This window comes from Nocardia sp. NPDC003726 (assembly GCF_053586955.1).
Genome location: NZ_JBSFNF010000002.1, coordinates 267567 through 290102 on the forward strand (window position 1 = coordinate 267567; position 22536 = coordinate 290102).

General features: G+C 69.5%; 16 protein-coding genes. 14 read left to right on the forward strand and 2 right to left on the reverse strand.

Features of this window, described 5'->3' with window-relative positions; translation table 11 throughout:
* The first annotated feature begins 7 nt into the window (after nt 1-7).
* The 12 genes from ACWDMM_RS03725 to ACWDMM_RS03780 all read left to right on the forward strand — a co-directional run bounded on the left by ACWDMM_RS03725 (nt 8) and on the right by ACWDMM_RS03780 (nt 16722).
* Nucleotides 8-313, forward strand: coding sequence for a hypothetical protein (locus ACWDMM_RS03725; protein ID WP_195077509.1), 306 nt, complete (start codon nt 8-10; stop codon nt 311-313).
* A gap of 310 nt (nt 314-623) precedes the next feature.
* A complete protein-coding gene (locus ACWDMM_RS03730; RefSeq protein WP_195077510.1) occupies nt 624-941 on the forward strand; it encodes a PE domain-containing protein in 318 nt (105 codons plus the stop codon).
* 38 nt (nt 942-979) lie between these two features.
* Nucleotides 980-2368, forward strand: a complete 1389-nt coding sequence (locus ACWDMM_RS03735) for a PPE domain-containing protein (protein WP_195077511.1) — start codon at nt 980-982, stop codon at nt 2366-2368.
* Nucleotides 2369-2390: 22 nt separating this feature from the next.
* Nucleotides 2391-3245 (forward strand): ESX secretion-associated protein EspG, encoded by an 855-nt coding sequence (locus ACWDMM_RS03740; protein WP_323123924.1) that lies wholly within the window; start codon nt 2391-2393, stop codon nt 3243-3245.
* Between the two features lie 34 nt (nt 3246-3279).
* Complete coding sequence (locus ACWDMM_RS03745) at nt 3280-4842, forward strand: AAA family ATPase (RefSeq protein ID WP_449935798.1); 1563 nt, start codon at nt 3280-3282, stop codon at nt 4840-4842.
* Complete coding sequence (gene eccD / locus ACWDMM_RS03750) at nt 4839-6362, forward strand: type VII secretion integral membrane protein EccD (protein ID WP_195077513.1); 1524 nt, start codon at nt 4839-4841, stop codon at nt 6360-6362. Before ACWDMM_RS03745 ends, eccD begins: the two co-directional genes overlap by 4 nt.
* Nucleotides 6362-7720 carry a type VII secretion-associated serine protease mycosin gene (mycP, locus tag ACWDMM_RS03755; RefSeq protein ID WP_195077514.1) on the forward strand — a complete coding sequence of 453 codons (1359 nt, stop codon included), beginning with the start codon at nt 6362-6364 and terminating at the stop codon, nt 7718-7720. The genes eccD and mycP overlap by 1 nt, the downstream gene beginning before the upstream one ends.
* A complete protein-coding gene (eccE, locus tag ACWDMM_RS03760; RefSeq protein WP_195077515.1) occupies nt 7717-9438 on the forward strand; it encodes a type VII secretion protein EccE in 1722 nt (573 codons plus the stop codon). The genes mycP and eccE overlap by 4 nt, the downstream gene beginning before the upstream one ends.
* 16 nt (nt 9439-9454) lie before the next feature.
* Nucleotides 9455-9808: a helix-turn-helix domain-containing protein gene (locus ACWDMM_RS03765; RefSeq protein ID WP_040775643.1), complete on the forward strand. Its 354-nt coding sequence runs from the start codon at nt 9455-9457 to the stop codon at nt 9806-9808.
* Between the two features lie 77 nt (nt 9809-9885).
* Entirely contained in the window at nt 9886-10929 is a 1044-nt protein-coding gene (locus ACWDMM_RS03770) for a hypothetical protein (RefSeq protein ID WP_195077516.1), read from the forward strand.
* A 1-nt stretch (nt 10930) separates the two neighbouring features.
* On the forward strand, nt 10931-11611 hold the full coding sequence (locus ACWDMM_RS03775; RefSeq protein WP_195077517.1) for a hypothetical protein: 681 nt from the start codon (nt 10931-10933) through the stop codon (nt 11609-11611).
* 170 nt (nt 11612-11781) lie between these two features.
* On the forward strand, nt 11782-16722 hold the full coding sequence (locus ACWDMM_RS03780; RefSeq protein WP_195077518.1) for an NAD-glutamate dehydrogenase: 4941 nt from the start codon (nt 11782-11784) through the stop codon (nt 16720-16722).
* A gap of 35 nt (nt 16723-16757) precedes the next feature.
* Here the strand turns inward: ACWDMM_RS03780 and ACWDMM_RS03785 are convergent, their stop codons facing one another.
* Nucleotides 16758-17822, reverse strand: coding sequence for an SPFH domain-containing protein (locus tag ACWDMM_RS03785; protein ID WP_195077519.1), 1065 nt, complete (start codon nt 17820-17822; stop codon nt 16758-16760).
* A 211-nt stretch (nt 17823-18033) separates the two neighbouring features.
* On the opposite strand from ACWDMM_RS03785, the gene ACWDMM_RS03790 reads away from it, so the two are divergent.
* A complete protein-coding gene (locus tag ACWDMM_RS03790; protein ID WP_449935803.1) occupies nt 18034-19566 on the forward strand; it encodes an amino acid permease in 1533 nt (510 codons plus the stop codon).
* 189 nt (nt 19567-19755) lie between these two features.
* Nucleotides 19756-22131: a serine/threonine-protein kinase gene (locus tag ACWDMM_RS03795; protein ID WP_323123923.1), complete on the forward strand. Its 2376-nt coding sequence runs from the start codon at nt 19756-19758 to the stop codon at nt 22129-22131.
* 6 nt (nt 22132-22137) lie between these two features.
* Here the strand turns inward: ACWDMM_RS03795 and ACWDMM_RS03800 are convergent, their stop codons facing one another.
* A complete protein-coding gene (locus ACWDMM_RS03800; RefSeq protein ID WP_195077522.1) occupies nt 22138-22494 on the reverse strand; it encodes a DUF1707 SHOCT-like domain-containing protein in 357 nt (118 codons plus the stop codon).
* Between the last annotated feature and the right edge of the window lie 42 nt (nt 22495-22536).

The following is a 22536-nucleotide window of genomic DNA, read 5'->3' on the forward strand; positions in this document are numbered from 1 at the left end:
TCGGAAAATGGCTTTGAAGAATGATTACGATGCCGTCGAGGGCCTGGTCATCCGCACCGACCAGGTGCTCAGCAACATGATGGTCGACGCGGGCGAGCGCGACACGCTGGCCAAGCTGCTCGCCGAGAACTTCCAGGGTGACGCCGGTACCTCCAACGGCGACCTGCAGACTCGCGTCAAGCAGCAGATCGACCAGTACAACGAGGCGCTGACCCAGCTGAAGGCGGCCACCAAGGCTGTGTCCGGTATCGACGGTCAGTTCCGCGTCGTCGACACCGGTCAGGCCATGCGGTTCTCGCAGATCGGGATCTAGCGACTCCGCTCGGGTCGCTGTCGCGCGCCCGAGGCGAGACCACGATATCCGCCATCGCCCTCGACGAGTTCGCTCGAACGGACTTCGTCGAGGGCGATCGCATGTCATCGGTCCTATGCGGGGAGGGCGGCCCCCGGGTCGTGTCACGTGACGTGCCGCCGTGGATGTATGGATCAATTCTGGCCCAACGAGTTTCGGCCGGACAGGGTGGAATGCGCTTCCCGCACCGCTATCCCCAACACTGGGAATGCCTTAACGTTCTGATTGCACCGCTCGACGCGAGCACGGCGCCCTTCGTTAGGAGCTTTCCATGTACTTCAGTCTCACTCCAGGGCAACTCCCCGCTATCGCCGCGCAACTGAGCACCGGGACGGCCGCGCTGGCCGCGACGACAGGTACGACCGCGGCCGGGTGTGTCCCACTACCGCCGGGCTGCGATTCCGTGAGCGAGAAGATCACCGAGGCATTCTTCGGCTTCGCGACCGACCTCTACGACAAGACGGTCCAGGGAGTGAACCACCGCATCATGGCCGAGCCGCACCTGCCCGAGGTGGACGCCTGCTATTGCGCCGCGGACGCCGCCGGCGACAGTCACATCAGCGCGAGAGGCGTGGCGTTCGGCGAGTAGTCCGAGCCGCTGCGAGCGAGGCCGATGCCATGCCGTTCATGTCGTTCGATTACTTCGCGTTGCCACCGGAAGTGAACATCCACCGGTTGCTGTCCGGCCCCGGCGTGTCCGCGCTCACCACTGCCGCGGCCGCCTATGCCGACTTGGCCGCAGGGTTGGCGGCCACCGCCAGCGGCACGGATGGCTCGACGGCCGAGATGGGCGGGGCGTGGGAAGGACTGTCGTCCGAGCGCGCCCAAGCGGCATTTCGTCAGCACGCGGGCTGGCTGCACAGGCAGGCCGTCGTCGCTATGGACGCCGCGAAATCCGCGGCCGAGCTGGGGATGATCTTCGGCGAGGCCGAGGCAGCCATGCTGGGTGTGGAAGCGTGGCTGGCGGAATGGTATGCGAAACAGGCGGCTCTCGCCGCCGCCAGCACGACGCAGCTGGCCCCGCTGACCCTCGGGGCCATGGCGCTGAGCGAGCTCGAATATCTGGCGATCACGGCAGCGGCGGCGGGGGTGATGGCCGGCTACGATACCGCGGCCTCCGGAGTGCTGGCCGGGTTGCCGACGCCCGAGGTTCCCCTGCCGATCGTCAACGGTGGTTCGGGGCTGGAGTCGGCGCCGAACCTGCTGTCCACGCCGGATATCACGAATCCGCTGGACACCGATACCGGGCACACGACCCAGGACGTGGTGAATCACCAGACCGGTGACACCGGTAGCGATCCGGTCAAATCCAATCCCGATCCCACCGACACCAGCCAGCCGAGTGACACGACGCAGCCCGGCGACACCACGCAACCGGGCGACACGACTCAACCCGGCGACACCACACAGCCCACCGACACCACGCAGCCGGTGGACACCACACAACCCACCGATCAGCTTCCGGACATGAACAACTCGTCGCTGTCGGATTCACTGGCCAATTCGGGGATGGACGGCTCGTTCGACCAGCAAGGTCTCCTCGGAGCGTCGCAGAATTCGACCACGCTGGCGGGCTTGTACGGCGGAGCGGGCACCCTGGTGGCGCTCAACATGACCACCGGAGGACTGAACGCCATGCCCGGCGCCGCCAGCGGTTTCCGGATGCCGTCCAACTGGTCCCTCGGCCGAGGAACCGCGTTCGGCGCGTCGCCGAATCCGACCGGCGGCGGGCCCGCCTCGCGTCCGACCGCACCGCGCGGAGCGACCGCACCCAAGGCGCAGATGCGGCGGCGCAGGCGCGACGAGGACCGCAAGAAGTCGAAGGTGTTCGTGCCCGGTGAGCCGCAGGATGTCCCCGTGCTCGAGCAGCCCCCGGTGATCGGCGTCATCGAATACGGCGACGCCGACCGGCGAGACGAGATCGACGAGCCGGAAAGCGAACAGCTGCTGCTGGTCGGGGTGATCGAAGGCGCCGCGGACGAGCCGGCGACGGCCGACTCGGAGCCCGCGCGGTGAGCCACACCGTAGCCGAGGTCCGGTGCAAGGAGAGGAGGCCTTTCCCCTGGAAGCAGATCCGGTAGCCATCGATCTGAATGTCGATGCCGCCCTCGTGCTGAAAGAGCTGGTCGGCATCGACTCGTATCCGCCGGTGCTGGCGCTGCTACCGAACATCTACCGGCTCGAGGATCGGGAACGGGTGCACGCTGTCGTAGCGCAGCGACTCACCGAGGCGGGCATCATCGACGGTGACCGTGTGCACCCGGTGGTCGAGCACTGGGTGCGGTGCCTGGACCGGCCGGACGTGGAACTGGCGGCCAGGATCATGTCCACCGGATCGGACGGGCAGCCGCGAGCGATGCTGCGGTTCTCGCTGGTGCGCAGTGATGACACCCATGTGCTGGCGTTGCGCTGCGACGATGAGGTGGTGATCCAGACGATGTTCCAGGACGGGCAGAATCTGGACAACCTGACGGCCGCGCTGGCCGCCGCGCTCGGTCCCGCGGAGGCACTGCGCTTCACACCGGTGACCGCCACGGTCGAGCAACTCGGCGAGGTTCCGTCCGACCCGGACGAACGACGACAGGCGTTGCTGGAGTTGGGCGCCCAGCCGCACACCGCAGCGGTCCTGAGCCGGGCGCTCACCGAGGTGGTGCGCCGGGCCGAGATCCTGGTTATCGAGCACCGGGACGGCAGCCAGGCGCGGCCGGAGGTGTCGGTGAGCGTGCTCGACACGACGTCGGGGCGGCTGATCGTCACCCCGAGCAGGGCGATGGATGGAGAGATATGGTCCACGTTCGCCCCTGGGGACGACGCGGCCTTGCGGTCGGGCATCGGTGCGCTCATCGATCTGGTGCCCGGCCGAAGTTGGTTCGACACCAGCAGAACGAGCTGAACGTCGGACAGTGTTTGTCGAGAGGACGACGGAAATGAACCGAGCACCGAGCATCAACGGTCATGCGGCCGAGTCCGCGCGCGCTCGCGGCGGTTACGACGCGTACTTCGCACCGACGAACGACCTGGCCGACGCGGCCGTCGCGCCGGGCCCAGCCCCCGAGACCCGCCAGGACGCCGAGAATTCCACGCCCGCCGACCCCGTGATCGGCGCGCCGCGCGAGCCGCAAGCGCCCCCCGGGGAATCCGGCCCCCGCCCCACGCAGGCGGGGGTGACGCCATCTCCCGTCGCGAGTGGGCCACCCCCACGGCAGGCGAACGCAGCGGCGGCGCACCCCAATACACCTCCGGCTCCGACGAACGCGCCGCCGCAGGCGAGCACGCCCGCGCCGCATCCCCCGGCCGCACCGCCCGGAGCCGCGCAGCAGACGGCGCAACAGCATTCGGCAGGGCAGCGGTCCGCCGAGCAGTACCAGGCCGACTACTCCGCCGCCACGCCGTCCCAGGCGATCGCGCGCAACGAAGCGGCATCCGCGAATCAGGAGTGGTCGTCGAGTTCGGCGACGCCATGGGTGCCCGAGCGCGTCGACCACTCCGCCTACGAGCCGACGCCGCGGATCGAGGTGCTGCCCGCCGCCCTCAGCTCGATCGAACTGCTCGCCGACATCTCCGCCGCGAAGCGGGCCCAGCTGCGCTCCAACTCCGGTGTGCGCGGCGCGCTCAACAAGGTCGGCTTCAACCTCGGCCTCTCCCCGGCCGAGCAGCGCGCCGAGGACCGCAAGGCGCGCATCCGGCGTCAGCTCACCACGACGTATCAGATCGCGGTGATCAGCGTGAAGGGCGGCGTCGGCCGCACCACCACCGCGGCGACGCTCGGCTCCACCTTCGCCAGCCTGCGCCCGGACCGGGTGGTCGCGATCGACGCCAACCCGGACTTCGGCGACCTCTCGACCCGCACCTGCAGGCACCCCTACGGTCTGACCTTGCGCGACCTGGCGCAGTCGCAGAACCTCGACGCCTTCTCGGCGGTGCAGTCGTTCACGTCGATCAACTCCGCCGACCTCGCGGTGATCGCGTCGCCGTGGAGCACCGAGGCCACCGAGGCGCTGTCGGGCCGCGAGTACAGCACCGCCGTCGAAGTACTGCGCAAGCACTTCAACCTGCTCGTGGTCGATTGCGGCACCGGTGTGCTGGATTCGGCGACGGCGACGGTGCTGCAGACCAGCGACGCCGTCGTGGTCGTCACCCCGGCCACGGTCGGCGGCGTGACCGGCGCGGTGGCCACCCTGAACTGGCTGAGTTCTCATGGGCTGCAACACCTGATCGCGAAGTCGATCGTCGGCATCGTGCATCACCAGCCGCTGAAGCCGACCGTGGACGTGGACGCGATCGAGAAGCTGTTCGAGACCGCGCAGCGCCCCACCTGTGTGCTGCCCTACGACGCGCATCTGGCCGAGGGCGGCGAGATCGACCTGCGGCTGTTGGAGAAGGAGACCGTGCTCGCGTTCGAGGAACTGGCCGCCTGGCTGGCCGATGGATTCCCTGGATACCTGGCCGGCGGCGCCGACAACTCCGGTGACCGCGGAGGATGGCGATGAGCACTGCCGTCGCGCCCGCGCCTGCCGGGACGCAGCCGTCGGCGGAGGTCGCGCGGGCCAGGATCGCCGTGCTGGTCTCCAGCTATCAGGTCGACGTGGTGGTGCCGACCAAGTTCACCATCGAGACGTTCATCGATGATCTGCTGGTCGTGCTGGCCTCGGCGATCGATGACGAGAACGTCGATTTCACGCCGCCGCAGGGCCAGTGGAGCCTCGCGCGTCCGGGCGAGCCGCCGATCCCGCGCTGGCGCAGCCTGGCCGACCACGACATCACCGACGGCACGGTGCTGATGCTGTCGGTGGTCGAGTCGGCGGAGGTGTTCACGCCGGTGGTCGAGGACATCACCGACGCGCTCGCCATGATCAACGAGCGCGAGTTCGCCGAGTTCGACGCGAAGACCGCCGCGATCGTGGGCTTGACCGTGCTGGGGATCGGGGCGTCGGCGGTGGCCGCCATGCTGGCCTGGTCGTGGACCATGACCGGTTCCACCTTGTGGTGCGGCCTGCCCGCGCTGTTGCTGGGCGGCTTGTGCTGGGCGGCGGCCGCGCAGTCGCGCAGGCGCGACGCCGCGGCGATGATCTCCCTCGGCTTGACGCTGGCGGCGACGCCGCTGCTGTTCGCCGGAGGCGCGATGCTGGTGCCGCCTGCTTACGGCCAGCCGGGTCCGTTCGCCGCGGCCAATCTGGCGGCGGGGGCGGTGGTCGCCGCGGTGGCCGCCGCCACCATGATGCGGTTGAGCGGGGTGGGCATCGCGACCCTGATGGCGGTGACCGTACTCGGCATCGTGCTGACCGCGGCGGCCTTGCCGCTGACCTACGCGGACCTGTCCGTGGGGCAGGTCGCGGGCGGCACCGCTTTCGTCGCGGTCGTGCTGCTGACCATGGCGCCACGCCTGGCCGTGGTCATCGCCCGCATCCGGCCGCCGGATCTGCCCGACCCGGGCAACGAGGTCTCGCCGACCACGCTGACCGACATCTTCGACGCGGAGACGGTACGCGAGGGCGACGAGCACACCGCGGTCGGCGAGCAGCAGCGCAATGCCAACGAAGCGGGCATCGAAAGCCGCGCCCGGCTGGCGGTGACCAGCCTGCGCGGCCTGATGGCCGCGATCGCCACGGTGCTCGCGGTCTCCGCCGTGGTCGCGGCGGCGGCGAGCCCGGGTGGTATTCGCGAAATCGTCATGGCCGCCGCGATCGGCGGTCTGCTGGCGATGCGCGCGCGCTGGCATCCGGACCGGGTCCAGGCGATCGCGCTCATCGCCGGATCCGCCGTCACCGTGTGCGGTGTCGGTTTCGTCTTGGTCGGCGCGTACGAGACTCCGGTCGCCCGGTTGGTCGTCGGGCTCGTGGTGGCCTCGGCGGCGTGCGCGGCGTGTCTCGCGGCGCTGCGGCTGCCGGGCAAGCGGTTGTCCCCGGTCACCCGCCGTGTCATCGATCTGGTGGAATACGCGCTCATCCTGGTGGTTCCGGTGATCGCCTTCTGGATCATGGGCGTCTACACCGCGATGCGAGGGATCTGATGAAGGTCGGCAGTGCCGCTGCGGCGGTTCTGGCGGGGGTGATACTGGCCGTTGCGGCCGCCCCCGCCCTCGCCCTGGAACCGCCGCAGGTCGTGGTCGGCGCGCCGCCCGCGGACGACCCGCCGGGGCCAGAGCAGCCGATGAAGCAGGAAAAGGGCTGTCTGGCCGCGGGTGTGCTGCCCGACAGCGACCTCACCCGCACCCCGCCCGCGGAGCTGGCGCTCGATCTGCGCCGGGCCAAGGCGCTGAGCCGGGGCGCGGGGGTGACCGTGGCCGTCATCGACACGGGAGTGCAGCCACATCCGCGCCTGCCCAACCTGATCGGCGGCGGCGACTACCTCGCGGCGGGCGGTGACGGCCTGTCCGACTGCGACGCGCACGGCACGCTGGTGGCCGGGATCATCGGCGCGACGTCCGATCCCGCGGACGGATTCGCCGGCGTGGCCCCGGACGCGCGCATCGTCTCCATCCGCGTCCGCTCCGGCGCGTTCAGCCCCGAACGACCGGGTTCGGACCCGAACCAGCGGAAGGCCGTCGACATCAGGACGCTCGCGCGGGCGATCACGCGCGCCGCGAATCAGGGCGCCTCGGTGATCACGGTGTCGCTGCCGATCTGCCTGCCGGTGGACGCGCAGGTCGATCAGTCCATGCTGTCGGCGGCGATCGGCTACGCGGTGCACGGCCGCGGCGCGCTCATCGTCGCGGGAGCGGGCAACGCCGCCGGCGGCGACAACTGCGTACAGAACCCTGACATCGACCCGACGCGTCCCGCCGACCCGCGCAACTGGCGCGACGTGAAGACCATCTCCACGCCGGGGTGGTTCGGCCCCGACGTGCTCACGGTGGGATTCACCACCGCCAACGGCGCGCCCATGCCCGATTCGCTCACCGGACCGTGGGTTTCGGTCGCCGCCCCCGGCACCGGCATCGAATCGCTCGGTCCAGGCGGCGGTGGCCTGATCAACGGCATCGGTGAGCCGGACAAGCTGGTGCCGGTCGGCGGCGCGTCGTTCGCCGCGGCCTACGTCAGCGGGGTGGCCGCCCTGCTGCGCTCACGCTTCCCCAACGAGACCCCGCGCGAGATCGCCGCCCGCCTGCAGGCCAGTGCGCACGCCCCGGCCCGTGGCATCGACAACGTGGTGGGCGCGGGCGTGATCGACCCGCTCGCCGCCCTGAGTTACCGCACGCCGCCGCAGCAACCCGCGGGCCTGTTCCGGTCCGCGGAACTGCCCATACCTCCCGCGCCGCGGCCCAAGGATCTGCGTCCCGCCATCACCGCGACCGTCGTGATCCTCGCGGCGCTGCTGCTCGGCCTCGCGGGCAGTCACCTCAACTCGGCGATGCGGAGGCGCCGGTGAGCTTTCCGAGCGTACGGGTCGCCGGCGTCGAGCGTGGTCCGTTCGCCGCCTTCGTCGTCGTCGGCAGCCCGCTGCTGGTCGGCCTGTCGGCCAAGACGCCGTGGTGGGTGAGCGCGGTGGTGGTCACGGTGCTGGTGGCGACGGTGACCGTCCGGGTGAACGGGCGGACCGGTATGCGCTGGCTGCTCGACTGGGCGGCCTACCGCACCGGCCGATCCGCGCGGGCCCGCGAACGCACGCAGACCGCCAGGATCGACGACGTGCAGGTCGCCGCCGGCGTCTGCGGCGTCAACGAGGCGGGCAGCACCCTGATCGCGATGATCCAGCTCGCGCCGAATCTGGACCTGCCCACCGTGATCGCCGAGCGGACGCTCTACACCGAGGACACCATTCCGGTCGACCTGCTGCTGCCGATGCTGGACCAGTACGGCATCTCGGTGGACATCGACATCGTCACGACCGGACAGCGCGTGCGTTCCACCGGCAGCTACAGCATGCTCTACGACCAGCTGATCGGCTCGCACCCGGTGGTGGGCGACCGGCTGACCTGGCTGGTGGTCCGCCTCGACCAGGAACGCAACCTCGCCGCGCTGAGCAAGCGCGGGCCGTGCGCGGTGGTCGCCCCCAAAGCACTGGCCAGCGCCACGCATCGGATCGCGGGCCGGCTGCGCGAGCGGGGCATCGCCGCGCACCCGCTGCCCGCGGCCGCCCTGCGGGACGCGACGCGCCTGCTGCACGCCGGAATCGAATTGTCCGACCTGCGCGAAACCTGGAGCAACCTGCAGACGCCGGTGCCGGGCCGGTGTGTGACCAGCTTCCTGATCGACTGGTCCCGGCTGGACGGGGTCGGCCTGGACGACTGTTGGACCTGGAACCGCGGACGAACCACCTTGGTGGTGAGCCTGACCTCCGACACCGAGGGTCCGCGCGCCCTGGTGCGGTTCATCGGTCCGCCCGTCACCACCGAACCGCCGGACTATCTGCGGCTGCTCGGCGGCGACCAGTCCACGGCTCTGCTGGCGTCGCTGCCCACCGGCTCCTCCATCCGCGCCCTGCGCGGCTTCGAGTCCGGCGCCGACATCGCGCCGGAGGACCTCGCCGCCGGGCTGGCCATCGCGATCGGCCCGAACGGCCAGATCCTCGGCGCGATCAGCGGCCAGCCGCGCCACACCCTGGCGCTGCCGCTGTTCGATCCGGCCCGGTTCAACCCGCGCAGACGCACCATCGATGTCCATGCCAAGCTGCCCGTCGCCCAGCAGATCATCCTGCGGGCGATGGTGGTCGGCGCCGACGTGGAGATCCACTCGGCGCGGCCGGACAGCTGGCGTCAACTCGTCACCGCCGTCGGCGACCCGCGCTCCATGCGCTTGGCCGACCCCGGCGACGAGCACACCGGCCCAGCAAATGGGGAGGCGGAGACCACGGCCACCATCGCGGTCTTCGACCATCTGCCGCCGCGTGCGTCCAGCGCGCACACGACGGTCACCATCAGCGAGCCCGGCGGTCCGCGCAGGCGCGCTGTCGATCTCGCGATCAACCAGGTCAGCGCGACCGCGGTGGACGTGAGCATTCCCATGCGCACGGTGCGGGTCGATCTGATCGAGCCGAGAGGCGAAACCCGATATTTCGATACTGTCGACGGTCCGCCCGCGCATCCCGCGGGGGCACCAGGACCCGTGGTTGCACCTCCGCAACCCGGTGGCCGTCGCGTGAGCTGATGGGAGCGGTCGGTTAATGTCTATCACCGTGGTAGCGGACACCCATTCCGATGGCGGCGATCTCCCTCATCAGGACGCCGGGGACGCGCTCACCCCCAGACAGGCCGCCGCGGCCATCTTCTCCAGCCGGTTGTCGGAGCTGATCGCGGAGTCCGTCGTCTCGACCGAGGACGGATCGACGCGGTCGCTGACGCTCTACTCGCTGGCGCAGCACCTGGAGCTGGCCTACCCGGACGTGCCGGTGTCGCAGTCCGGTCTGTACCGGCTGATCCACGGTGACGCGATCCCGCGCCTCGACCTGGTGATCGCGCTGGCGCGGGTGTTCGACGTGCCGCCGGAGTACTTCGTGACCGAGGAGAAGAAGCGCTGATCCGGCCTGCCGGCTGTTCTCTCCAGCGGGAATAGCGCGGTCTCGGCGGGAGGCCGCAGGCGGATACGATCCGGATCATGCCCGTCGAGGACCCGGGAGACGTCTTTCTCCGTCATCGAGGTGCGGTCCTCGACACTCTGCTCGCCGATCCTTCGCTCGGGTCCCCTGCCGCGACTTCGGTGGACAGCGTCGGCTTCAGCCGCGGCGTCGAGGTGGGCGGCGGGGAGAGCAGCGTCGCGTCGATCGGATTACCCGATCTGGACTCGCAGCCGAGCGAGGTCGCGCCGCGGCGGCGCAGCGGTGACGGTCCGAAGGCGAGCGAGCGAATTCTGGCGCTGCTGAACGGGCAGGCGCAGGATGCCACGCCCGCGATGGATTTCGCGAACGACTACTCCTCGGTCGCCGCGCGCACGAACGCGCCCGCCGAGCCGGAGCCGGAGCCGCAACGCCAGCCCGCCGCGACGGGCAACCGGCTTCCGCCCGCGCAGCAGCTCGCCAAGGACGTGCTCACCCAACTGCGCAAACCCAAGGTCGCGCTGATCGTCGCCGCGGTGCTCGCCGTGCTGCTGGTGCTGCTGCTGATCACCACCGGTGGCCAGGAGAACACGTCGAGCAATCAGGTGCTTGTCGTCACGCCGCCGCCGACCTCGGCGGCGCCGACCTCACCCGCCGCGCCGTCGAGCTCGATCATCCAGCCGAAGTCGGCGGAGTCGAAGTGCCCGCCCGGCAGCACCTCGGCGATGGACGCTTTCGGCGGTCAGACCGGCAAGGCATGGTCGTGCGTGCGCGCCTACAAGGTGGACGGTCAGGTCATCACCATCGATCTGGGCAAGACCTACCAGATCGAATCGATCGGCATCGTGCCCGGCTGGGATCACATCAGCGCGGACGGCGTCGACCAGTGGGCGAAATACCGCACGGTGAGCAGGGTTTCCTACCGGTTCGACGACAGCGCCAAGACCGTCTACACGCAGCCGACCCTCGACCAGCGAACCTTGGTGGTGACGAAGATGGAGCCCGCGGTGAGCGCATCGAAGATCGTGCTGACCGTGCTGGAGTCCAAGGGCGAACCGTCGATCAACACCACCGCCATCTCCTCCATCGTCATCACGGGGCGCTGAGGTGTCCGCGCCGCCGGAGCTGGTCTGCCAGTACTGCTCGCACCGCAACACCGGTGCCGATTCCCGCTGCACGCATTGCGGAGCGCCGCTGCGCAGGGCCGTGGACACGATGAAATCCGTCGGGGAGAAGCTGCCCACCCAGGTCGCCGAAGTCGCAGAGAAGGTCGGCGGCGAGGCGAAAAGGTTTGTGGACAAGACGTATCCGCGCTGGCAGTGGCAGGCCGTCGGCGTGCTCGCGCTGCTGATGGTGGTGGCCGTGGTGTGGGGGCTGCGGTCGTGTTCGCCGTCGCTGCCGTCGCTCGCGCAGGGGAGCGCGCCGGTCCGGGCCATGCCCGACATGCTCCGCACAGCGGCGACCTGTCAACCGCTGGATTCCGGAGGGCAGCGGGAGAAGTGCGTCGTCGCCGCCACCGACCCGATGCTGTTCGGCAATATCGCCGGCGGCCGTGACCTGACCTTCTACGCCGAACTCCTACCGCAGGATCGCTTGGCCGAGACCATCTCCCGCTGGCGCGGCGCGGGCGCGACGGCCATCGTAGACGGCCCGGTCTACGCGGCGATCGGCCCCTCGGCAACCGTCTGGTACGCCGACACCCGGACCGGTCTCCGGTTGGAGACGGGCAACTTCGCCGGGCGGACGGGCGCGCAGACTTTCCTGTCGCGTGCGGGGCTGGTCCGCTGACGTAGCAGCGCTCCCTTCCGCCGGACCCGGAAAATCCCTGATCCGGCCGCCGTAACCCATGTAGGCCCAGGGAAATTATTGTTACACTGTTGATTGTGCCGTTATCTAGCGGTACGTTATGTGAAGTACGAAACACGTACGAGCGCAGTTCTCGGGAAGGCAACGGATCGATGGTGGCAACCACCCAGCAGACGATTTCACCGAAGCGGTTCCGCGATGATCCGACCGATTTGGAAGCGGCGTACTTCCGCTGGATCCAGCCGGGGTCCTCGGCGTCGGCGATCACGGATCGGGCCGAGCGGATCTTCCGTCAGCATCTGGAGCTGGCGGCCACCCGCGCGCCCGGCTCGGCGACCACCCGCGTCTACCGGCCGGACGACAGCGCCGGGGTCGGCGCCGCGATCCAGATCGTCAACGACGACATGCCGTTGCTGGTCGACTCGGTGACCGCCGCGCTGCGCCGCCTCGGCGCCACGGTCACCGAGGTCGTGCATCCGGTGTTCGACGTGTCGCGCGACGCCGACGGCCGGGTGCTGTCCATCGCGCCCAGGGACGGCGTGGCCGAACCGGCCGGTGAAGCCGACGGGCGGACGCTGCGCGAGTCGTGGATCCACGTGCAGCTCGGCACGGGCCTGTCCGACGAACTGGTGGACCGGATCGAAGAAGCGCTGCCGCCGCTGCTGGCCGACCTGCGCCGCGTCGCCGACGACACGCCGACCATGGTCGAGGTGCTCAATACCGTTGCCGACCAGCTCGATCAGGCGGCGCAATGGGCCGGTGACGCGGAGATCCCGCAGACCGCCGGGCTGCTGCGCTGGCTGTCGGACGGACACTTCACCCCGCTCGGATACGGCTACTACCACTTCCGCCGCTCCGCGCCGAGCGCCGACGCGCCCTTCGAGCCGTGGCAGCTGCCCGGCACCGGGCTCGGCATCCTCGGCAACGGCGCCACCGCGGACATCAGCGTGCCCGTGGTCGGCGCCAAGCGCACGGTCCTGCGGATGGCCAACGGCTCGGTGGACTCGCTGCTGCCCGGTTCCAGGGACCTGTACTTCATCAGCGTGGCCGACTACGGCGCGAGCGACCCGAGCGGCCGTGCGGCCTGGGGCGACACCGTGAAGATGGTCAAGGGCGAGCACGTCTTCGTCGGCACCTTCACCGTCGCTGGCCTGCACGAGAACATCCTCGACATCCCGGTCATCTCCCGGCGCGTGCTGCAGGTCATCGAGTGGGCCGGCTTCGGTCTCGACTCGTTCTCCGGGCAGGCCATGCTGGAGATGATGCAGTCGTTCCCGCGGGTGGAGCTGTTCTCCACCGACGCGCGCAGGCTGTTCGAAACCGTCTCCGCGGTGATGAATCTGGGCCTGCGGCGGCAGGTGCGGCTGTTCATCCGGCGCGATTCGCGCAGCGACACCATCTACTGCCTGGTCTACATGCCGCGCGACCGCTACTCCACCGAGGTCCGCGTGCGCATGGGCGACATCCTGCGCGAGCAGTTCGACGCCGAGCAGATCGCGTACTCGGCGCGGGCCACCGAATCAGAGCTGGCGGTCGTCTATTTCACGGTGCATCGCAAGCCGGGCGCCGACGCCGCCGACATCTCCGAGGACAATCGCGAGCGGATCCAGGAGCTGCTGCTGGCGACGACGTGGACCTGGGGCGACCGGCTGGTCGCCGAGGCCGCCGGCGCGTCCGACGTGCCGCAGGCGCTGGCCACCGACTACGCGGCGGCCTTCCCCACCAGCTACCAGCAGGAGCACGAGCCGGCCCACGCGCTCAGCGATCTGCGCCGCCTCGAGCGGCTGTCGGACGGGGAGATCGACACCGACTTCTACCGCCAGGGCGACTCCGCCGCCCCGGAATGGCGATTCACGCTCTACGTCGCGGGCGAGGGCATCTCGTTGAGCCGGGTGCTGCCGGTGCTGCACAGCCTCGGCGTGGAAGTGGTCGACGAGCGGCCCTACCGCGTCGAGCTGGCCGACCGGCCGGACCGGTGGATCTACGACTTCGGTCTGCGGGTGACCGCCGCGCCGCTGCGGGAAGCGCTCGCCGCCGAGCCGCCCGCCCAGCTGGCGCACGCCGTCGATGCCGCGTCGCTGCCGGAAACCAGTGTGCGGCGGCGTTTCCCGGACGCGGTGACGGCGATGTGGTTCGGCCGCGCCGAAGTCGACGGCCTCAACGAACTGGTCCTGCGCGCCGGCTTGCACTGGCGTGAGGTGGCGTTGCTGCGGGCCTACGCGAAGTACCTGCAGCAAGCCGGATTCGCCTACACGTTCGGGAACATCACCCGCGTGCTGCTCACCCATCCGGCGACGGCGCGGTCGTGCATCGAATTGTTCGCGGCGTACTTCGATCCGGAGGGCGTCGGGACGGAGGCGGCCGACCGCGCCGCGGAGATCGCCGAGCGGGTGCAGGCCGAGATCGACGCGGTGGTCAGCCTGGACACCGACCGCATCCTGCGCGCGCTGTTCGGCTTGATCGAAGCGACCCTGCGGACCAACTACTACCGGCGCGACGCGGCCGGTTCCGCGCTGGACTACCTGTCGGTCAAGCTGAATCCGCACGCGATCGCCGAACTGCCCAAGCCGAAGCCGCAGTTCGAGATCTTCGTCTACTCGCCGCGGGTGGAAGGCGTGCACCTGCGCTTCGGCTCGGTGGCCCGCGGTGGTCTGCGGTGGTCGGACCGGCTGGAGGACTTCCGCACCGAGATCCTCGGCTTGGTCAAGGCACAAGCGGTGAAGAACGCGGTGATCGTGCCGGTCGGCGCCAAGGGCGGTTTCGTGGTGAAGCAGCCGCCCGCGTCCACCGGCGACGCGGCCGCCGACCGGCAGGCGCTCGGTGCGGAAGGCGTCGCCTGCTACCGCACGTTCATCTCCGGCCTGCTGGACATCACCGACAACGTCGATCGCGCGACCGGCGAGGTCCTCCCTCCCGCGCAGGTGGTGCGCCGGGACGGCGACGACACCTACCTGGTCGTCGCCGCCGACAAGGGCACCGCGACGTTCTCCGACATCGCCAACGACGTGGCCCAGAGCTACGACTTCTGGCTCGGTGACGCGTTCGCCTCCGGCGGTTCGGCGGGGTACGACCACAAGGCGATGGGCATCACCGCGAAAGGCGCCTGGGAGAGCGTCAAGCGTCATTTCCGTGAGATGGAGATCGACACCCAGACACAAGACTTCACGGTCGTCGGTGTCGGTGACATGAGTGGTGACGTGTTCGGCAACGGGATGTTGTTGTCCGAGCACATTCGTCTGGTGGCCGCTTTCGACCACCGCCACATCTTCCTCGACCCGATTCCCGACGCGGCGCGTTCCTACCGGGAGCGGCAGCGGATGTTCGCGTTGCCGAGGTCGTCGTGGGCGGATTACGACACCTCGCTGATCAGCCCCGGCGGAGGCGTCTACGATCGCTCGGCCAAAGCGATCCCGGTGACGCCGGAGGTGCGCGCGGCACTCGACCTGCCCGCGAACGTCACCACGCTGTCGCCGCCGGAGATGATCAAGGCCATTCTGCTGGCTCCGGTCGATCTGCTGTGGAACGGCGGCATCGGCACCTACATCAAGGCCAGCACGGAGACCAACGCGGAGGTGGGCGACAAGTCCAACGACGCGGTCCGGGTCGACGCGGATCAGTTGCGGGTCAAGGTGATCGGCGAGGGCGGCAACCTCGGCGCCACGGCGCTGGGCCGCATCGAGTTCTGCCGCAACGGCGGGCGGATGAACACCGACGCGCTGGACAACTCGGCGGGCGTGGACTGCTCCGATCACGAGGTCAATATCAAGATCCTGCTCGACACCGTCGTCTCCAGCGGCGAGCTCGCCGTCGAGGAGCGCAATCCGCTGCTGGCCTCGATGACCGACGAGGTCTCCGAACTCGTGCTGCGCGACAACATCTCGCAGAACTTCCGGCTCGGGATGTCGCGGGCCGACGCGGCAGGCATGTCCGGGGTGCACGCCAGGCTGATCAACGACCTGGAGCAGCGCCGCGGTCTCGATCGCGAACTCGAGGCGCTGCCCACCGACGCGGAACTGGCCCGCCGGGCCGCGGATGGGACCGGGCTCACCTCGCCCGAGCTGGCGAATCTGATGGCGCACGTCAAGCTCTCGCTCAAGGCCGACCTGCTGGCAGGCGACCTGCTCGACAGCGCGGCGTTCGCCTCGGTGCTGCCCGCCTACTTCCCGGCGCCCCTGCGGGAGCGGTTCGCCGCGGCGATCGGCAGGCATCCGCTGCGGCGTGAGATCGTGGCCACCGTCGTGGTCAACGAGATGGTGGACTACGGCGGCATCACCTATGCCTTCCGGCTCGCCGAAGAAGCCGGCGCGACCACCGACGACGCGGTGCGCGCGTACAAGGCGGCGGTGGAGATCTTCGATCTGCACGAGTTGTGGGAGCGGATCAGGCAGACGCCGATGTCCACGGCGGCGCGCAACGAACTGGAGCTGGAGACCAAGCGCACCTTGGACCGGGCCGCGCGCTGGCTGCTGTCCAACCGGCCGCAGCCGATCGCGATCGGCGCGGATATCGCCAGGTACCGCGATGGCGTTCGCGCCCTCTCCGGCCGGGTGCCCGGGTGGTTGACCGGTTACCTCAGCGACGATCTCGCCGAGCGTTCGCGGCGGTCGATCGCCCGCGGCGCGCCGCGCGAACTGACCGAGGAGGCGTTCGGCTTGATCCACCGCTTCCCGCTGCTGGACGTGCTCGACCTGGCCGACATCGCCGATCGCGATCCCGCCGAGGTCGCCGAGCTGTACTACGCGCTCAACGAGCACTTCCAGATCGAACGGCTGGTGACCGCGGTGGGCAAGCTGGAGCGCGGCGGCCGCTGGCGGGCGCTGGCCCGCCTGGCGGTGCGCGAGGATCTCTACGATTCGCTGCGGTCACTGACCCGAGACGTGCTGACCGCGACCGAGCCGCAGGACAGCACCGAGGAGAAGATCGCCTACTGGGAGTCGACCAACCGGTCACGGCTGGCCCGTGCCGGCGCGTCGCTGGCGCAGATCTTCGCCGCCGAGACGCACGATCTCGCGGCGCTCTCGGTGGCGGCGCGGCAGGTGCGCGGCATGGTCAGCGGCGGTGAGTCGACCGTCGCGCCGACGGTCGCGGGCTGACCTTCCCCACGATGCCCGGAGGCAGGCGCGCGGCGTCAGCCTCCGGGCATCGGCGTTCCGCAGTTGCCGCAGAACTTGGCGCCGGGCGTCGCTTCCGATCCGCAGTTCGGGCAGTGCCTCGGTGGCGAGGCCAGGCGCGCTCCGCAGTTCATGCAGAACTTCGCGCTCGCCGGATTCGCGGATCCACAAGCGGCGCAGGAGGTCTGGGCCGTCTCCGGCGACGCGGCCGGCGGCTGCGGCGCGGGGGAGTGGTTGCCGACGTGGTGACCGATCGCGTTCAAACTCAAAGCCGCGCCGAGAAATCCGCCTTCGACGCCGTGGTGGTGTCCGCGCGCGAACCCCTGGCTCGCTCCGAGCGCGAGCTCGCCCGCGGCATAGCGCTGGAAATCACCGGTGAGGTTGATGTACTTGACGTCCTTGGCCAGGCGCTTGAGGCGCTCGGCGTCCTCCGGGGCCAGACTGATGTCGAAATTGCCCATCCGCGGGATGCGCAGCCCGTATTCGTAGAGGGTGGTGTTGGTCTGGCGCAGCACCGCCTGCTCGATGGGTTGCAGTTGCGCCGAGAGACCGAGCACCGGCCAGTCGCCGCCGGCGACACCCCGGGTCACCGCCATCTTCATGGATTTGAGCAGTAGGTCGGCGCACCAGTTCTGCACGCGCTCCTGGTCGGTGAGATCGGCCGTGCCCGACAGCGCGGTGAGCAGCTCGGCCGGGTCGCGCACGCTCAGGGCGAATTCGCCGAACACGCGCAGCGTCACCACCTGCTCGCTGACCGGGTCGAGGATGTCGTCGAGCCGTCCGCCGAAGCGAATCCCGGGGAACTCGCGGGTGGAGACGAAATACAGTTCGGCGCGGTAGAAGTTGCCGCCGGTGAGGGTGTCGACGAGCGCGCCGAGCACGGGGAGCTCGTCGGCGTCGATGCGGTGGCGCCCCGGGCCCATCGCGCCGACCACCCGCCCGGATTTGAGGAAGAGGGCGATCTGGTCGGCATTGACCATCGCGCGGCTGTACCGGCGGATGTTGATGTCCGGCCACTTGTAGACCAGTTGGTTCTTGCGGTCCTCCGGGACCGCGATGAATTCCCGCTCGAACCAGGCCATCTGCGCTCCCTCATCCGATTTGTCTCATCCAGCGTACCGATATGCGGTGGCACGATCAACGAATCTGGGGCGATCGTCGCTGCTCTGGCACCTTTTTTCGAAAGTCTTTGATGTCCAGCGTGTTACAAGTCGCGACTCGCTATTGAACGTACCGCTATGTAACGGTACATTGAGCGAAGTTATGATCGCCGTCACCTGAAAGGCCATCGCCATGACCACAGTTCGACCACCCGCGGAGGCGGCCGCGCAGCCTGCCGGGCTCGAAGACGAGGACTCGGGTTACCACAAGTCGCTGCGCCCGCGTCAGCTGCAGATGATCGCGATCGGTGGGGCGATCGGCACCGGCCTGTTCCTCGGCGCGGGTGGCCGGCTGGCCAGTGCCGGCCCCGGCTTGTTCCTCGTGTACGCCATCTGCGGCGTGTTCGTCTTCTTCATCCTGCGGGCGCTCGGCGAGCTGGTGCTGCATCGCCCCTCCTCGGGATCGTTCGTCTCCTACGCCCGCGAGTTCTACGGCGAGAAACTGGCTTTCGCGGTCGGGTGGATGTACTTCTTCCACTGGTGCATGACCGGGATCGTAGACATCACCGCCATCGCGACGTATGTCCATTACTGGGGAGCGTTCGAGGCGATACCGCAGTGGACGATCGCCCTGGTCTCGCTCGCGATCGTGGTCAGCATCAACCTCGTGTCGGTGAAGTGGTTCGGCGAACTCGAGTTCTGGGCAGCGCTGATCAAGGTGGTCGCCCTGGTGACCTTCCTGATCGTCGGCACGGTGTTCCTCGCCGGTCGCTTCAAGATCGACGGCCAGGTCACCGGCCCGAGCGTGATCACCGACAACGGCGGGCTGTTCCCGACCGGGTTGCTCCCGCTGGTCCTGGTCACCACCGGCGTCGTGTTCGCCTACGCGGCGGTGGAGCTGGTCGGCACCGCGGCCGGTGAGGCGGAGAACCCGGAGAAGATCATGCCGCGCGCGATCAACTCGGTGATCGCCCGGATCGCGCTGTTCTACGTGGGCTCGCTGGTCCTGCTGGCGCTGCTGCTGCCGTACACCGCGTTCAAGAACGGTGAGAGCCCCTTCGTCACCTTCTTCTCGCGCCTCGGCGTCGACGGAGCCGGCTCCGTGATGAACCTCGTGGTGCTGACCGCGGCGTTCTCCAGCCTGAACGCCGGTCTCTACTCGACCGGCCGTATCCTGCGCTCGATGTCGATGAACGGCAGCGCGCCGACCATCGCGGCACGGATGTCCAACGGCGGCGTGCCCTACGTCGGCATCCTCGCCACCGGCGCGGTCGCGCTCATCGGCGTCGGCCTGAACGCGGTGGTGCCCGAGCAGGCCTTCGAGATCGTGCTGAACATGTCGGCGCTCGGCACCATCTTCGCGTGGGCCGCGATCGTGGTCTGCCAGCTGCAGCTGTGGCGCTGGTCGCGCACCGGCCGGGCGCAGCGGCCGTCGTTCCGGCTGATCGGCGCGCCGTACACCAGCTTCGCCACGCTGGCCTTCCTGGTCGTCGTGGTCGGGCTGATGGCCTTCAGCGACGACCACGTGCAGCGCGGCGCCGTGATCGCGATGGTCGTCATCATGGTTCCCGCGCTCGTCGGCGGCTGGTTCCTCGCCCGCAAGCGGGTGCTGCAGATCGCGGAGATCCGTCAGGGCATCACCGGTCAGTTCCCGGTCCTCGCCGAGCGGCCGCGCCGCGAATCGGGCGATCCGGTGGTGATCCTCGACAAGCCCGACGAAGAGTGAGGCAGTATCCGCCCCGGGCCGCTCGCCCGGGGCGGATATATTCCCAATGGCGGGAACAACCCCAGCGCGCATCGACAGGCGGCGGACCAGAATGAAACCGCGATCACACGGCGGGTCTGAGAGGTTCGTATGCCGGAGCACCCCAGCGCATCCGACCGTCCACTTGCGCACCCTTGGGCGAATCGGCGCATGCGCGGTACCGACGTGCCCCGGCGAACTTCGCACCCGTGGGCGACTCGGCATCTGCTCAAGACCGAAGTGCCCCCCCGGCTACCCAATCCGTGGTCGACACCCCAGTACGTCGCGCCACCACGTGCCCTGGCCGTCGACTCCGTTCCCAGCGCCGTCGAGCCGGACGGCCGGGAGGACGGCGGTGAGCACACCATCGGGACCGCCGAGCTGCTGCTCGGCGCACTCGAGTCCGACCCGGGTTCCGGGCGCAGCGGGCGCTCGCGGCCGAGCGGGCGCAGATTGGGCGGCGGTCTGGTGTCCATGCCCAAGGTGAGTCCGCTCGATCCGCGCACCGCGGTGATGCAGAACCCGGAAGTGCCCGAGCACAAACGGTTCTGCTGGAAATGTCAGCAGCCGGTGGGCCGCACCGCCGAAGGGAAGCCGGGGGCGGTCGAAGGCGAGTGCGGCAGATGCGCTTCGCCGTTCAACTTCCGGCCCTTGCTCCAGCCGGGGGAGATGGTCGCCGACCAGTACGAGGTCCAGGGCTGCCTGGCCCACGGCGGACTCGGTTGGATCTACCTGGCGATCGATCGAAACGTGAGCGACCGCTGGGTGGTGCTGAAGGGGTTGCAGAACCCGCTCGACTTCGAGGCGCACGTGGTCGCCCTGGCCGAGCGCCAATTCCTCTCCGAGGTGGCCTATCCCGGCATCGTCAAGATCCACAACTTCGTCAAGCACCGCTCCGGGCGCGACGTGGCCGACGGCTACATCGTCATGGAGTACGTGGGCGGGCGCTCGCTGAAGAAGATGCTGGATCTGCGTGCGCCCGAACGCATCCCGGCCTCCGAGGCGATCGCCTTCATGATGGAGATCCTGCCCGCGCTGGACTACCTGCACTCGTTCGGGTTGGCCTACAACGATCTCAAGCCCGACAACATCATGGTCAGCGAGGACGAGGTCAAGCTGATCGACCTCGGCGCGGTGGCCGCGATGGAGTCCTACGGCAGCATCTACGGCACTCCGGGCTATCAGGCGCCGGAGATCACCGAGACCGGCCCGACGGTCGCCTCGGACATCTACACCGTGGGGCGGACACTGGCCGCGCTGGTGCTGGACATGCCCAAGAACCCCGAGGGACACCAGCTGCCAGGCATCCCCTCCCCGGAGGACCAGCCGCTGCTGCGGGACTATCCGGCGTTGTACCGGCTGCTGTGCCGCGCGACCGACCCCGATCCGCGCCGCCGCTTCCCGACCGCCTACGCGATGTACGGCCAGCTCGCCGGCGTGCTGCGCATGGTGCTCGCCTACGACACCGGCAAGGAGCATCCGCAGGCGTCGTTGGAATTCGGCGCGATGCGCGGCGATTTCGGCATCGAGACGTTGATCGGCCAGACCGACGGCATGACCGACGGACGGCATCGCCTGCCCGCGCTGGACGCGCCCAGCGTCGTCGCCGCCCTGCCGGTGCCGCTGATCGACAGCGAGGACCCCAGCGCCGATCTGCTGTCCACGCTGCTGCACGGTGATCCGAGGCATGCGCTGGACGCGCTGCGCCGCACCGCCGACCGCATCGTCTCCGGGACCATCCCGGAGCCGGAGACGTTCGAACTGGAGGGCACGCTCACCGCGGTGCGCGCGCACCTCGACCTGGGCGAGGTGGTGCCCGCCTGCGACCGGCTCGCCGATCTGCGGCCCGACTACGGCACGGACTGGCGCATCGAGTGGTACTCGGCCGTCGCCGCCCTGCTGGACGGGCAGTACGAGCGCGCCTACGAGTACTTCGACCTGGTGCACGGCATGCTGCCCGGTGAGATCGCCCCCGCGCTGGCGCTGGCGGCCACCGCCGAACTCACCCTCCAGCACCTCGGGGATGCCGCGGACGACCGCTGGCATCGGCTCGCCGAGGAGTACTACCGCACGGTGTGGCGGACCAATCACGGCGTGGTGAGCGCGGCGTTCGGCCTGGCCCGCAGGCTCGCCGCCGACGGCGATCTGCTGGAGGCCGTCGAGGTGCTCGATCAGGTGCCTGAGGCGTCGCGGTATCAGAGCGTGGCGCGCATGACCGGCTGTCTGCTGCTGGTCTCGCAACCGATCCCGGAGACCACCGAGGCCGATCTGCTGGAGGCGGCCGCGCGGCTGGACGCCGCGCCCGACGAACCGCGGGCGCTGCAACTGCAAGTGATCGTGGTGGGAGCGGCGCTGGAATGGGTGCGCGCGGGCGGGCAATCCGCCACCCCCGACGCGACCCTGCTCGGTTTCCCGTTCACCACGCTGGGTCTGCAACGCGGACTGGAGACGAGCCTGCGGGCGCTGGCCAGGATCGCGCCGCACCGGCTGCACCGCTATCGCCTGGTCGACCTGGCCAACTACGTGCGGCCGAAGTCCAGGTGGTGACCGGTCTCAGGTGGTGCGCGCGGTGAGCATGAAAAGAGCTGGCGCGGCCAGGATCAGCAGCAGCCACAGCCAGGTGCCCGTGGTCACCGCGAGCGCCACCGAGAAGACCACCGTCGCCCCGGCCAGCACGGCCAGACGTGGCAGCGGGTTGACCGGCGTGACCTCGGCCGGTGGCGGTGTGCTGCCCGGCAGGTCGGCGAACAGTTCGGCCAGCTGAGTCTTGCTGGTCGCGGCCGAGACGGCCGCGCTGAGTTCGTCGAACTCGGCCAGCGACAGCCGGCCCGTGCCCAGGTGGTGGGTCAGCTCGCGCATCGCGCGCTCGCGGTCGGCGAGACTGGCCGGAGGGCCCGCGGAATCACCCATGCCGGAAGGATAGGTCGCAGCGGCGCGACCGGGCGCCGGACG

What these genes read in the sequence shown, in the direction of transcription:
- ACWDMM_RS03725 (WP_195077509.1), top strand. Translation starts at nt 8, where the DNA reads ATGGCTTTGAAGAATGATTACGATGCCGTCGAGGGCCTGGTCATCCGC.
- ACWDMM_RS03730 (WP_195077510.1), top strand. Translation starts at nt 624, where the DNA reads ATGTACTTCAGTCTCACTCCAGGGCAACTCCCCGCTATCGCCGCGCAA.
- ACWDMM_RS03735 (WP_195077511.1), top strand. Translation starts at nt 980, where the DNA reads ATGTCGTTCGATTACTTCGCGTTGCCACCGGAAGTGAACATCCACCGG.
- ACWDMM_RS03745 (WP_449935798.1), top strand. Translation starts at nt 3,280, where the DNA reads ATGAACCGAGCACCGAGCATCAACGGTCATGCGGCCGAGTCCGCGCGC.
- eccD (WP_195077513.1), top strand. Translation starts at nt 4,839, where the DNA reads ATGAGCACTGCCGTCGCGCCCGCGCCTGCCGGGACGCAGCCGTCGGCG.
- mycP (WP_195077514.1), top strand. Translation starts at nt 6,362, where the DNA reads ATGAAGGTCGGCAGTGCCGCTGCGGCGGTTCTGGCGGGGGTGATACTG.
- ACWDMM_RS03765 (WP_040775643.1), top strand. Translation starts at nt 9,455, where the DNA reads ATGTCTATCACCGTGGTAGCGGACACCCATTCCGATGGCGGCGATCTC.
- ACWDMM_RS03770 (WP_195077516.1), top strand. Translation starts at nt 9,886, where the DNA reads ATGCCCGTCGAGGACCCGGGAGACGTCTTTCTCCGTCATCGAGGTGCG.
- ACWDMM_RS03780 (WP_195077518.1), top strand. Translation starts at nt 11,782, where the DNA reads ATGGTGGCAACCACCCAGCAGACGATTTCACCGAAGCGGTTCCGCGAT.
- ACWDMM_RS03785 (WP_195077519.1), bottom strand. Translation starts at nt 17,822, where the DNA reads ATGGCCTGGTTCGAGCGGGAATTCATCGCGGTCCCGGAGGACCGCAAG.
- ACWDMM_RS03790 (WP_449935803.1), top strand. Translation starts at nt 18,034, where the DNA reads ATGACCACAGTTCGACCACCCGCGGAGGCGGCCGCGCAGCCTGCCGGG.
- ACWDMM_RS03795 (WP_323123923.1), top strand. Translation starts at nt 19,756, where the DNA reads ATGCGCGGTACCGACGTGCCCCGGCGAACTTCGCACCCGTGGGCGACT.
- ACWDMM_RS03800 (WP_195077522.1), bottom strand. Translation starts at nt 22,494, where the DNA reads ATGGGTGATTCCGCGGGCCCTCCGGCCAGTCTCGCCGACCGCGAGCGC.